10 protein-coding genes are annotated in these 12,908 nt (G+C 69.7%); 4 read left to right on the forward strand and 6 right to left on the reverse strand.

Features of this window, described 5'->3' with window-relative positions; translation table 11 throughout:
- Positions 1-139: 139 nt before the first annotated feature.
- The 5 genes from WD430_RS09495 to WD430_RS09515 all read right to left on the reverse strand — a co-directional run bounded on the left by WD430_RS09495 (position 140) and on the right by WD430_RS09515 (position 7,251).
- Positions 140-2,740 (reverse strand): heavy metal translocating P-type ATPase, encoded by a 2,601-nt coding sequence (locus WD430_RS09495; protein WP_339105781.1) that lies wholly within the window; start codon positions 2,738-2,740, stop codon positions 140-142.
- 119 nt (positions 2,741-2,859) lie between these two features.
- The gene (locus WD430_RS09500) at positions 2,860-4,260 is read right to left on the reverse strand and encodes a hypothetical protein (RefSeq protein ID WP_339105782.1); all 1,401 of its coding nucleotides are present in this window, start codon (positions 4,258-4,260) and stop codon (positions 2,860-2,862) included.
- A 135-nt stretch (positions 4,261-4,395) separates the two neighbouring features.
- Entirely contained in the window at positions 4,396-5,061 is a 666-nt protein-coding gene (locus WD430_RS09505; RefSeq protein ID WP_339102206.1) for a lactate utilization protein, read from the reverse strand.
- 93 nt (positions 5,062-5,154) lie between these two features.
- The gene (locus tag WD430_RS09510; RefSeq protein WP_339102207.1) at positions 5,155-5,463 is read right to left on the reverse strand and encodes an Hsp20/alpha crystallin family protein; all 309 of its coding nucleotides are present in this window, start codon (positions 5,461-5,463) and stop codon (positions 5,155-5,157) included.
- A 258-nt stretch (positions 5,464-5,721) separates the two neighbouring features.
- Entirely contained in the window at positions 5,722-7,251 is a 1,530-nt protein-coding gene (locus WD430_RS09515; RefSeq protein WP_407067115.1) for a sulfatase, read from the reverse strand.
- 165 nt (positions 7,252-7,416) lie between these two features.
- Between WD430_RS09515 and WD430_RS09520 the strand changes: the two genes are divergently transcribed.
- The gene (locus WD430_RS09520; RefSeq protein WP_339102208.1) at positions 7,417-8,826 is read left to right on the forward strand and encodes a sulfatase; all 1,410 of its coding nucleotides are present in this window, start codon (positions 7,417-7,419) and stop codon (positions 8,824-8,826) included.
- A gap of 42 nt (positions 8,827-8,868) precedes the next feature.
- Entirely contained in the window at positions 8,869-9,837 is a 969-nt protein-coding gene (locus WD430_RS09525) for a PfkB family carbohydrate kinase (protein WP_339102209.1), read from the forward strand.
- 631 nt (positions 9,838-10,468) lie between these two features.
- Here WD430_RS09525 and WD430_RS09530 read toward each other — a convergent pair.
- A complete protein-coding gene (locus tag WD430_RS09530) occupies positions 10,469-11,428 on the reverse strand; it encodes a nucleoside hydrolase (RefSeq protein ID WP_339102210.1) in 960 nt (319 codons plus the stop codon).
- Positions 11,429-11,579: 151 nt separating this feature from the next.
- Between WD430_RS09530 and WD430_RS09535 the strand changes: the two genes are divergently transcribed.
- Both WD430_RS09535 and truA read left to right on the forward strand, forming a co-directional pair.
- Positions 11,580-11,933, forward strand: a complete 354-nt coding sequence (locus WD430_RS09535; RefSeq protein ID WP_339102211.1) for a carboxymuconolactone decarboxylase family protein — start codon at positions 11,580-11,582, stop codon at positions 11,931-11,933.
- A gap of 82 nt (positions 11,934-12,015) precedes the next feature.
- Positions 12,016-12,903 carry a tRNA pseudouridine(38-40) synthase TruA gene (truA, locus tag WD430_RS09540; protein ID WP_339102212.1) on the forward strand — a complete coding sequence of 296 codons (888 nt, stop codon included), beginning with the start codon at positions 12,016-12,018 and terminating at the stop codon, positions 12,901-12,903.
- The last annotated feature ends 5 nt before the right edge of the window (positions 12,904-12,908 follow it).

The following is a 12,908-nucleotide window of genomic DNA, read 5'->3' on the forward strand; positions in this document are numbered from 1 at the left end:
CGATCGCCTCGAGTTCGATCGTTCTCGAGTCGAAGCCCCGCCAGTTCGGATCGAGACGCGAACGCGGTCATACGACGCGTTCACCGAACGGGGCTATTAACCACTAGCCCGGGACGTCCTCGAGCGGCCTCCACCCCGCTCACTCGTCCGCGAGCAGCCCGCGCAGGGAGTTGCTGACGATCAGCAGCCCGGTGACGGTCAGCGCACCGGTCGTGACGACCGGATTCAACAGGCCCGCCAGCGCGACGGGGATCACGATCGCGTTGTAGCCGAGCGCCAGGCCGAGATTCTGGACGACCCGACGGCGGGCGGCCCGCGCGAGGGCGAAGGCCTGCTCGACCGCGCCGAGGTCGTCCTCGACGATCGCGAGATCGGCCGCGTCGGCGGCCAGCGCCGTCCCGCCGCCCAGCGAGAGTCCCAGATCCGCCGCCGCCAGCGCCGGCGCGTCGTTGGTGCCGTCGCCGACCATCGCCACGCGACCCTCGGCGCGCAGCCGGCGGATCGCCGCGGTCTTGCCCGCGGGCGGGACGTTCGCGAAGACCCGCGTGACGCCCGAGTGCTCCCGGAAGCTAGCCGCAGCCGAGCCGTCGTCGCCGGTGAGGACCACGACGTCGACGCCCTCGTCGGCCAGCGCCGTCACCGTCTCCGTCCACTCGGGTCGGGGCTCGTCGCCGACGACGATGAGCCCCTCCGCGCGGCCGTCCCGACCGACGACGACGGGCAAGTGGCCGGCCGCCCGCGCCTCGGCGATGCGTTCCTCGAGGCCGTCCTCGAGGTCCCAGCCCCGCTCTCGGAAGAGGTCGGGGTGACCGACGAGGACCCGCTGGCCGTCGACGATCTCGTCAGAACGCCCGCGTTCTGACGGCTCATCAGACGGAGTCTGATAAACGCCCTCGACGCCGGTGGCGTGGCGCTCGAACTCTCGGACCGTTCCGGATTCGGCGCCGTCATCGCCGTCTGCGACGTCGTCGACGACGCCGCCGTCGGATCGGTGGTCCGACGTGGATTCCCTCGAGTCGCCGAAGGCGTCCGCGATCGCCGCGGCCGCCGGATGCGAGGCCCGTCGCTCGACCGCGGCGGCCGCTCGCAGGAGGTCCTCGGGCGCGTCGGCCTCGAGGACGGTCATCTCGCCGGTCGTCAGCGTCCCCGTCTTGTCGAAGACGACGACGTCGATCTCGCGCAGGCGCTCGAAGACGCTCTCGTCGAAGACGACGATGCCGCGCTCGAGGGCGTCGCGGATGCTCGAGGCGATCGAGACGGGGGTCGCGAACGCGAACGCCCACGGGCTGGCGGCGATGAGCGCCAGACAGACGGCCGCGGCGACACCGATCGCGGTCCCCTCGAGGACGACGGCGGCCAGCCCCGCGACGACGGCCGCGGCGACGACGATCGGAAGGGCGGTGCCGGCGAGCGCGTCGGCCCGGCGCTGGACGCCGTGGTCCGCGCTCTGGAGGTTCCAGACGGTCCGCGTCAGTCGATCGATGCTGCTGGTCGTCTCGTCGTCGACGGCGACGACCGCGGCGCCGTCGGTGACGACCGAGCCGCCGATCACCGGCTCGCCCTCGGTCTTCGAGACCGGTAGCGACTCGCCGGTAACGACCGCCTCGTCGACGGTACACGTCCCCTCGGCGAGGCGGCCGTCGACCGGGATGCGCTCGCCAGCGCGAACGAGCAGGCGGTCGTCGGCCGCGACCTCCGCGACCGGTACCTCCCGCGTCGCCCCGTCGGACTCGAGGACGCGCGCCGTGCCGACCTGCGAGATCGTGAGATCGGTCAGCCGGTTCAGGGCGTCGCGTTTGACCGTCTCCTCGTAGAAGATCGCGCCCATCACGACCGCGGCGACGAGGATCGTCAGGTCGAAGTAGAGGTCCGGCCCGCCGCGGACGAAGGCGATCCCGCCGGCGGCGTAGGCGGCCACGATGGTCAGCGTCGCCAGCAGGTGCGTGCTCGGCTCGCGGAGCTTCAGGCTCACGTACGCCCCCCGCAGGAGCGGCCGGCCGGTCAGGTAGAGAATGGCGCCGGTCATCCCCATGAACAGCGGGGCGTAGAGGCTGACCTCGTCGCTGTTGAACTGCTGTGCGAACTGTTCGAACAGCCAGTAGTCGGTGAACGCGGCGAGATACATCGGATAGAACGTCGTGACGTACGGCACCAGCAGAAACGAGCCGAAGACGATCCCGACGATGTAGCGCACCTCGAGGACGTTCTCCGAGCGACGCTTCCGGACTCCCTGCATCTCGCGCGACCGGCGGGTCGTGCTCTCCTCGCCCGCCGCGTCGTCGTCCTCGGCGGCCTCCTCGCGGCGGTAGGCCGTGTAGCCGGTCGTGCTCAGCGCGTCCTCGAGCGCCTCGGCCGCGATCCGATCGGGGTCGTGATCGACCCGGACCGTCTCCGTGACGTAACTGGCCGCCGCGTCCGCGACGCCGTCGCGGTTCTCGGCGACCGACTCGAGGTACGACTCGCACTGGGCCGAGTGCATCCCGTCGATTCGGAAGAACGACCGCTCGAGGTCCGCCGCTCGATCGCCGTCGGCCGTTCCGTCCGCGGTAGCTGTCTCGTCCGCGTCGACTGGTCCGTCCGCGCCGCCCTCGCCGACGCCGAGGTCCGCGGCGATGTCCCGACAGCCCGTCGAGCAGAACGGGCCGTCGGCTCCCGCGTCCGCCACCGGCTCGCCGGTCGACTCGTCGAGCGCGGTTCCGCAGAGACGACACCGCTCCCGGTCCGTTCGCGTTTCGCTCACTGTCCGAACAGTCGGACTCGAGGATCATAACGCTGTCAACCTCGAGCGACGACTGCCATCGGTCCCCCCTCGAGCGACGACTGCCATCGGTCCCCCCTCGAGCGACGATCGTTCCCTCCTCACCCTCGAGTGACGATCGTTCCGTCCTCGCCGACCGCGACCGCTCGCGCCGCACCGAGCGAAACGGCCAGCAGCGCGCCGGACGCGTCGATGTCGGTGCGCTCCCAGCCGGCGGCCGCACCGCCGCGCTCGTGGACCGCGCCGTCGGCCGCACACGCCATCGCCCGTTCCTCGCGGCGGTCGATCCCGGTCAGCGCGTCGTCGGCGACCCGTTCGGGCGTCCACGTCGGGCCGTCGTAGCGGTGGACGACGCCGTCGTCGGCGCTCACCAGACAGTCGTCCCGTCCCGCGGTGGCGACGTCGGTGAGCGTCCCGTCGGCGCCCTCGAGTCCGACCCGCTCGAACGACTCGCCGCCGTCGGTCGTCTCGTAGACGCCGTCGTTGGTGTCACAGCAGTAGCCGACCGCGTCGTCGGCGAGCGCGACGCCGGAGAGACTCGAGCCGCTGCCGGGTTTCTCGGGGCCGGTCCACTCGAGGGCGCTGCCGTCGCCGTCGGCGTCGTACGCCCCGCGGAGCACGGCCCCGGAGCCGTTGATCAGGAGGACCGTCTCCGCGCCGCTCGCGCCCCCGACGGCGACGCCCAGCCAGTTGTCGGTGATATCCTCGGGGGCCGTGAAGTCCGTGTGGCGGCCCGTCTCGGCGTCGATCCGTCCGAGCGCGCCGCTGTCGCCCGCGACCCAGACCGCCTCGCCGTCGGCCGTCGCGTCGACTCCGCGGAGGTCGTTGCTCCCCGCAGCGGGGCCGTCCTCGAGGAGAGCGGTCCACTCGTCGCCCGCGTCGGCGAGGACGACCCCGCCGTCGCCGACCGCGTAGGCGGCGCTCGAGTCGGCGGTGTCGTCGGCTGCGGCGACCGCGACGTCTCGTAGCGTCGCGTCCGTCGGCGCCTCGACGGTATGCCACTCCGGCTCGGATTCGGGTTCCGATTCCTCTCGAGCGTCTCGAGCCGCGGGATCTGCCGTCTCATCGGCCGCGGTCGATTCGCCGTCGTCGCTTGAGGGCGGTGACTCGAGCGCGTCCGTCGTATCCGTCGCGTCCGGTTTGGAACGGCTCGATGGCGACGGGTCGGATCCCGTGCGGGGCCGCTCCGGTTCGACTTCTCTGTCCGGCTCCGGCGTGTCGAGTTCCGGCTCGGATTCCGCTGGCGATTCGTCGCGCTCGGGTTCCGACGCGTCGCGGTCCGCGTTCGGGCGGTCGTCGCCTCGGCCGTGGCGCAAGTAGAGCACGATCGGCGGCACGACGTACGACGCCAGCGCGAGCGCGGCGAACCAGCGGTGGACGATCGTCAGCGTCCCGAACGCGGTCAGGCCGGCCGTCGCGACGGCGTGGATCCACGTCTTCGTGTAGGACCGGTAGAAGGGAACGAAGCCGCCGGTCTCGAGGGGCGCGTTCTCTGATGACATCGAATGTTCGGTCGCGGTATCGGTCGGCGTTCGATCGGTCGGCTCGAGTCCAACGTATCGGACTCGCGAGCAAAAGGATGCTGCAGGCACGCGCACGACGGCTTCGCGGGCCGTCCTCGATGCCGTCCCGTCCGGTCAGAACCCGTGATCGCCCTCGAGCAACACGAGCTGGGTCCGGTCGTCGACGCGCTCGTACTCCATCGAGACGAGCTTCCCGACGACGCTGCCCTGCCCGTAGACCTCCTCGGCGCGGGCGTCCTCGAGCGGGTACGCGTACTCCCGGACGCGTTCGACGGCTGCCTGGAAGTCATCGACGATCTTGTTGGTCGAGCCGACCAGCACGAGGTCCTTCGCGCCGAAGGCCCACGCGCCGACGCCGTTGCCCAGGGCGTTGGCCCCGAGCAGTTCGCCGGACTCGGCGATGGCGTTGACGCTGTCGAAGAAGACGTCCGCCGTCGTCGCCTCGCGGCGGGCCTCGGAGCGCTCCTCGTCGTCGTCGATCTCCTGCACCTTCGCGCCGAGGTACTCGAACCCCTCGGCGTCCTCGAGGTCGTCGGTGAAGCCGATCTCTTCGAGGGTCGTCGAGTGGCCGTCCATCACCGTCGCGCCGTCGGGAATCTGCTCGCGGAGATGCTCGCGGGCGTCGTCGCCGTCGTCGAAGACGTGGACGTCGATATTGCGATCCTCGACGTTCGAAACGACGGTCTCGATCGTCTCCTCGTCCGGATCGGTATCGAATCTCGACGGGTCCACCTCGAGGTCGTCGACGAAATCGTCCTTCGTGTAGTAGTCGTCTCCCATGTACGCGGTCGTTCGGCGGCCCGACGGGACAAACGTGGGCCTTGTAATACCGGCAACAGAGGCAGAAGGACGCCTATCGCTGTCGCCGGGCGCCTATCGGGTTCGGCGACGCGTCGTCTCGAGCGAGACCGTCAGCACGCCGTTGTTGTAGACGGCGCTGCGGTCGTCGCCGAAGGCCCACCGCGAGGGGATCGACGCCAGCGGCGACAGGATGCGGGCGCAGCGCTCGTCGTCGCGGTCGATCGCGATCCGGACTCGAGTCGCTCCCGCCTCGACGGTGAGGTCGTCGATCTCGGCCGGCGAGACGTCGGCGACGACCGCGAGGCGGTCGGCGGTGTGGTCGTGGAGAATTCGGACGGGAAACGGGAAGGGCGTCGTTTCGGCGGCACCGAACGCGGACATGCGACGACGGTTCGACTCGAGCGGCAAACGTCTCCGCGTGTACGACTGGTCGCTTGATGACGAGACGGATCGGACGTCGCTGTGACTCACCGTCCGTTCGTCGTGTGGCTCCGGACCACTGAACGCCGGTCGCTTAGCCCGAAGTGGAGCGGGGTGGAGAGTGGCGATACTGATCGACCGTCCCTCCTCGAGAGTCGCGTCTCGAGTGCCCAGTCCACGCGACCGACACAGGTGCGTACGAACCCGACAGTCCCGATCTCAGAGATATCCCAGATCCGCCAGTCGCTCCTTGGTCCCCTCGCGCATCTCGACCTCGCCGCTTTCGCCGGCCTCGGCGAGCGGGTCGAACCGTTCCTCGAGGCGCCGCTGCATCGCCCGCACCTGCTCGGGCTCCCGTGCGGCGATGTCGTCGCGCTCGAGCGGGTCGGTCTCGACGTCGTGGAGCCGTTCGGAGCCGTCGTCGCCGCGGACGTACTTGTACTCGCGCGTGCGGACGGCCCGGAGGCGACGGTCGTACTCGTAGACCCGGTCGGGGAGCTCGTCGAAGCGGGCCTCGAGGCGGTCGATCGAGGGCTGGGGGGCGACGTACTCCGCGAAGACGGCGTCTCGGGGCTCGTCGTCCGAGTCGGGATGGAACGAGCGACTGGACCACTGCGCGCGCAGTTCGGGGTCGTCGATCCCGGCGGTCTCGAGCAGCGTGGCGGGGAGGTCGAGCAACTGGACGAGGTCCTCGCGCTGGCCGCCGTCGGTGAAGGGGCCGCCGTGGCAGACCAGCGGGACGTTGATCAGGGTGTCGTAGAGGTTGTACTGGTGGCCGAAGAAGCCGTGGTCGCCGATGTGCTCGCCGTGGTCGCCGCAGACGACGAGCAGGGTGTCCTCCCACTCGCCGGCGTCCTCGAGGGCCGCCCGGAGCCGCCCGAGCTGCTCGTCGACGTAGGCGAGTTCGGCTCGGTAGAGTCCGCGGAGCAGGGCGAAGTCCCGTTCGGAGAGGCCGTAGTCGTCGCAGTCGTAGGCCCGTGGGTCCTGTCGGAGGGCCATCGCCTCGTCGACGCTCGCGCCGTCGGGGAGAAAGCGCTCGGCGTACTCGCGGGGCGGATCGTACTCGACGTGGGGTTCGATGAAGTTACAGAACAGGAAGAACGGACGGTCGCCGTCGCGGTCGTCGAGCCAGTCGGCGATCCAGGTCGTCGACCGGTCGGAGCCGTCGTCGCCCGCGGGCTGGAGGGCCTCGCTGTAGAGGATGTTCGCGGCGTTGACCAGCGGGTTGCCGTCGAAGAGTCGGTTCCGGGTGGCCTGGAGTTTCTCTCGGAGGTCCTCGCCGCGGACGACCGCGCCCATGTCCGCGTCGGACTGGATGTACTGCCAGCCCTTCCGCAGGTCGTCGAAGCCGCGGTCGAAGCCGAACTCCTCGGTGATCCAGGTGTTGTTCGAGACGCCGATGGTCTCGTATCCGGAGTCGGCGAAGGACTCCGGGAGGGTCCGCAACTCGTCGTCGAGATAGGTGTGCCCGCCGTGGGTGCCGTGCTCGGAGGGGTAGGTCCCGGTGAACATCGAGGCGTGGGACGGGAGGGTCCAGGGCGCGGTCGCGAAGGCGTTGTCGAAGGACGTTCCCTCGTCGGCGAGTCGGTTCAGTTCCGGCGTCGTCTCCGGACCGGTGCTCGTCGCACGCGCCGTATCGAGGACGACGAGTGCGACGTTCCGCACGCTGGGATGTGACTTCGGATCACGTCCGTTGGCCGACGCCGCGTCGACGTCTGTAGAATCGGATGAATCAGCTGACTCAGCCATACTGCCGTCTACTCCCACCCATGAAGGGAAGGCCACCAGCCCGGAGTATGCAGGTGGTACACGTTATTGAAACACGTTCCAGTCGCCGATATTCTCCCTCGAGAGAGCCTCTCTCGGACGGTCGGGTCCAAATCATTACTCCCCTCGTCGCCGTAGACGGCGGCCATGCCACCGCATATCGTGATGGTTCACTGCCACGATCTGGGGAAGTACGTCGGGTGTTACGGTGCGGCCGTCGACACCCCCAGAATCGACGCCCTCGCGGCCGACGGCGTTCGATTCGATCGCCACTTCGTGACGGCGCCGCAGTGCTCGCCGAGTCGCTCGAGTCTGATGACCGGCCGTCACCCCCACCAGAACGGGATGCTCGGACTCGCCCACGGCAACTGGGAGGTCGGCCCCCACGAGCGGTTTCTGCCGGAGTTACTCGGCGAGGCCGGCTACGAGACGCACCGCTTCGGGCTCCAGCACGTCACCGAGTACCCCGAGCGACTCGGCTACGATCTGACGCACAACGAGGAGTCCCTGACGAGCGAAACCCCGACGTCGGTCCACGAGGGCGCCCGCGCACGCACCGTCGCCGGCGACGTCGCGACGTTCCTCGAGTCGGGAGACCGCGACGACCCGCTCTTCGCCTCGGTCGGCTTCTTCGAACTCCACCGCGTCGCGGAGGACGGCGGCTTCGGATTCGAGGGCGAGCGGTACGATGCACCCGACCCGGACGACGTCGATCCGCTCGAGTTCCTCCCCGACCGGCCCGGCATTCGGTCGGATATCGCCGAGATGAACGGCATGGTCCGGGCGATCGACGACGGCGTCGGGACGATCGCCGACGCCCTCGAGAACGCGGGACTGGCCGAGGACACCCTCCTCGTCTTCACGACCGAGCACGGGCTGGCGATGCCGCGCGCGAAGGGCACCTGTTTCGACGCCGGCATCGAGGCGGCGCTCCTGATGGCCCAACCGGGAACCCTCGAGGCGGGTCGGGTCGTCGACGACCTCGTGAGCAACGTCGACGTCTTCGCGACGCTGCTCGATGTCGCGGACGCGCCGGTTCCCGGTGTCGACACCGACGGCGACGGCATCGCCGGGCGGAGTTTCGCGCCGCTGTTGTTCGACGGCGAGAACGGGTTCGACGGGAGAGCCGCGTACGAGCCGCGCGATCGGCTCTTCTCGGGCATGACCTGGCACGATCGATACAATCCGATTCGGTCGATCCGAACGGATCGCTGGAAGTACATCCGGAACTTCTGGCACCTCCCCGTCGTCTACATGACGACGGACGTCTTCTGCAGCGACGCTGGCCGCGAGGTCCACGAGGAGTACTACGGCGAACAGCGACCCTACGAGGAACTGTACGACCTCGAGGCCGACCCGCTCGAGCGGGAGAACCTCGCGGCGGGGGACGACCCGGACGATCCGGCGACCGAGACCGTTCGCGATGAGCTTCGAACGGACCTGCTCGAGTGGATGGACGCGACCGGCGACCCGCTGCTCGAGGGTCCCGTGCTGCCGAACAACTGGGAGACGGTCCACCCGCGGCTGGAGGACGACCGCGACGACATCCGGCGGTAATCCCGACCGATATTTCTCCCTCGCGGACGAATTCGAACGCGAATGCCCGACGTCGTGTGTCTCGGCAGCGTCAACCTCGACCGGACGTGGTACCTGCCGGCCGAACGGATCCGGGACCTCGAGGCCCGCTACGACTGGTTTCCGGCGGCCGGGGAGACCGTCCGCATCGAGGGGAGTCCCGACCTTCCCGCCGGCGTCCTCGAGGACGCCCAGTACCGAACCGCCGTCGGCGGCAAGGGGTCGAATCAGGCCGTCGCGGCGGCCCGCGCTGGAGCCGACGCCGCGTTTCTCGGCTGCGTCGGGCGCGACGCGGACGAGTACGGCGTCCGCGAGACCCTCGCCGACCGCGGGGTCGCCGTCGACGGCGTGACGACCGTCGGTCGCGAGACGGGGAAGGCGTACGTCTTCGTCGACGAGGGCGGCGAATCGTGGATCGCGATCGTCGGCGGCGCCAACGACGCGGTCGACGAGGGGTACGTGGATCAGGTCCTCGAGCGGGTGCTCTCCGCCGACGCCGTGCTCCTCCAGAACGAGATTCCCGTTTCGACGGCGAACGGCCTGCTCGAGCGCCTCGAGACCGACGAAAACGCGTCCGGGCGGCCGACGGTGGTCCTCAATCCGGCCCCGGCCGACGGCGCGGATCCGCTGGTCGACCGTGCGGCCGTCGACGTCATCGTCGTCAACGAGGCCGAGCACGCGGCGCTCGAGGACTGCCTCGCCACCGTCGACGCGACGGTCGTCCGAACGCGCGGTGCCGACGACGTGATCGTCAGCGACGGCGATGCCGGGAACGTCGACTACCGCATTACGCCGCCGACCGTCGACGCAGTTGACGCGACCGGCGCCGGCGACGCCTTCTGTGGCTACCTCGCGGCGCTTCTCGGCGAGGGCGAGGGACTCGAGCGAGCCGTCGAAGCCGCGACCGTCGCGGGCTCGCTCGCGACCGAGACCGAAGGAGTCCAGAACGCGATTCTCGACCGCGAAACGGTCGAACGAGAGCGAAACTGCTGACCGCGGGATAGACGTACCGTCATCGTGAGCGGCGATCGACCTGAGCGGCGTTCCGAATCCGTGACCAGTGCGCCGTCGATATCTTCGCCAGTCAATCCAGCCGAACGCGCAGTACCCGTGAGGTAACCGGCGTACGGTGGCGCGCGCTGGCGCCCAGTCGAGTGACAACGAGACTTGGCGTCAAAACCGTGCGAGGTCTTCGCGAGTATCACGAGCAAATGGCTTGGAAGACGCGAAGCGTCTTCCAGTGGATGAGTGAGTGAACGAAGTGAGCGGGCGAATCGGCTGGGGAGGGCGTGGCGATTCCTCGTTGCCAGATCGAGCAGGGCGCTTCTTTTCACCACCGTACGTGTCGAGTGCCCTGTTCACTTCGTTCGTAGATTCATCGACGTGTTCGAAAAAATCCGTAATGAAGCGCCGCGTTCTGCTATCGTAGCAACGGGGAGTTCCACACCCTCCCCAGCCGATTCGCTCACTTCGTTCGCTCATCCCTCGCGCGGTTTTGCCGAGCAGCCTCGCTACTGCTCGGCTGCTCGACAGCGCACGCCACTGCACGCCGGTCCTTCGATCAGCGGCGGCGAAGGATGTCCACTGAGCAACGAGTACCTCGAGAGACGCGCTCCGTCGAGAATCAGTCGCTCATTTCCGGTTCGGTCCGCTCGAGCACGCGCTCGAGCGATTCACTCACTACCTCCCGATACCGCTCGTAGTCGGCCTCGAGCGCCACCTCGCCGGTGGCCGACGCCCCGGTCACGCCGTTCTCGTCGACGACCAGCGCGCCCCGCGCGAGGTCGCCGTCCGCACCGACCTCCATGGGATAGCTCGCGGTCTCGAGCACGCCGTCGTCGATCAGTTCGGCGAGCACGAGCGCGTCGTGGATCGCCGCGGACTCGATGCCGTAGCGCTCGAGGCGGTCGGCGTCGTAGTAGGTGAGCCACTCGTGGAGCGATCGTTCCAGTGCCGTGTCCCCAGTGAGCCCGTCGACCCGCTCGGGCGGGACCGCGGCCCGCGTCGTCACGTCCAGTCCGACGGCCGTCGGCTCGCAGTCCCGAACGACGCGGCGGGCGGCGTGGGGATCGGTGTGGAAGTTGGCCTCCGCCAGCGGCGTGACGTTGCCCGACGCGAAGGCGGCTCCGCCCATGACGACGAGTTCGTCGAGCAGTTCGGGGAGTTCGGGCTCCATCGCGTGGGCGAGCGCGACGTTCGTCAGCGGGCCGATCGCCGCGAGCGCGAGGTCGCCGTCGTGTGCGCGGGCCCGCTCGACGATGTGCCGTGCGGCGTGGCCGTCGACGGGCTCGGTCGCCGGCCCCGGATCCGGGAGGTCGCCGCGGAGTCCGCCCTCGCCGTGGATCTCCTCGCTCGTCTCGAGGTCGACGAGCAGCGGCCGGTCCGCGCCCCTCGCGACGGGGACGTCCGTCCGGTCGACCGCCTCGAGGATCGCGCGGGCGTTTCGCGTCGTGTCGTCGACCGGCGCGTTCCCGTGGACGGTCGTCAGCCCGACGACCTCGAGGGACGCGTGCTCGAGGGCGGCCAGGAGCGCCACGGCGTCGTCGCAACCCGGATCCGTATCGATCAGCACGGGGCGGCTCATACGGGATGTGTCCGGGCTTCCGGCGGATAAGCGGCCGGATCGCAGTCGCCGGCGTGGTCGGCGACCGGCGAGCGATCCCGTCGGTCCGCGGAACCGCCCGGAGACGTTCCGCCCAACCATTAACGGTGTCGGTGATGACGGGACGCACGTCATGTCCGATGCCGTAGACGAAGTCGAGAATCCAGCTGAGGAACTGCCGTCGACCGCCGGCGAGTTCGCCGAGGAGTTCCCCGAGGTCTGGGAGCAGTACTCCGAGCTGGGCGAAGCCTGCGCCGCTGCGGGCCCGATCGACGACGAGACGAAACGGCTGGTCAAACTCGGGACGGCCGTCGCCGCCCAGTCGGAGGGGGCCGTTCACTCTCACGTCCGCCGCGGACTCGACGAGGGTCACGACCCGGAGGCGCTCGAGCAGGTGGCCGTCCTCTCGATCCCGACGGTCGGCTTCCCGCAGGCGATGGCAGCGCTGAGCTGGATCACGGATATCACGCGCGACGACGGAACGTAGCGGTCCGACCGTCAGCCACCGGCGGAGTCCCCACGGACGGCGGTCGACGGCCCTAACACGCTGGCCGCCCACCCTCGAGTCGATGCCGACTCGCGCGTTCCGGATCGCCTACGACGGTACCGGCTACCACGGCTTCCAGCGCCAGCCCGACGTTCCCACCGTCGAGGACGCGATCTTCGACGCTCTGCGCGAACTCGGCGTCCTCGCTGCGGACGCCGACAGGCCCGACGGCTACGCCGCCGCGGGCCGCACCGACGCCGGTGTCTCCGCGCTCGCCCAGACGATCGCTCTCGAGGCGCCCGACTGGCTGACCCCACGAGCCCTGAACGCGGAACTTCCCGCCGATATCCGCGCGTGGGCCGCCGCTGACACATCTCCGGAGTTCCACGCGACCCACCACGCCCGGCGCCGCGAATACACCTATCACCTGTACGCGCCGCTGGCGGACTCGAGTCGGCGCGAGCGATCCGAGGCGATGACCGAGCGCGCCAGCGCTCGAGGCTCTCTCGAACAAAACGCCGTCGACGACGACCGCGTTCGAGCCGCCTGCGATGCCCTCTCGGGAAGCCACGATTTCCACAACCTCACGCCGGACGATCGCAACACCGAGCGCTCGCCGACCCTCGAGGCGACCCGCGACGGCGACTTCCTCGTCGTGACCGTCACCGCCGGCGGCTTCGCCCGCGAACTCGTTCGCCGCCTCGTCTCGCTCGCTCGTGCGGTCGGAATCGGTGACGCGCCCCTCGAGAAGGTCGATCGCGCGCTCGACGCCGACCCCCTGCCCGGTCACGAGGGCGTCGCGCCGGCGCCGCCGGAGCCGCTCGTGCTGACCGCCGTCGACTATCCGAATCTCGCGTTCGAGATCGACGAGGTAGCGGCTGCGAGCGCGCACGAGATCTTCCGCGAGCGCCGGATCGAGCGCCGGACGGGGGCTCGAGTCGCGGGCCAGATAACGGACGGCGTCCGGTGATCGGC

The organism is Haloterrigena sp. KLK7, assembly GCF_037914945.1.
In the GTDB taxonomy this organism is placed as follows: Archaea; Halobacteriota; Halobacteria; order Halobacteriales; family Natrialbaceae; genus Haloterrigena; species Haloterrigena salinisoli.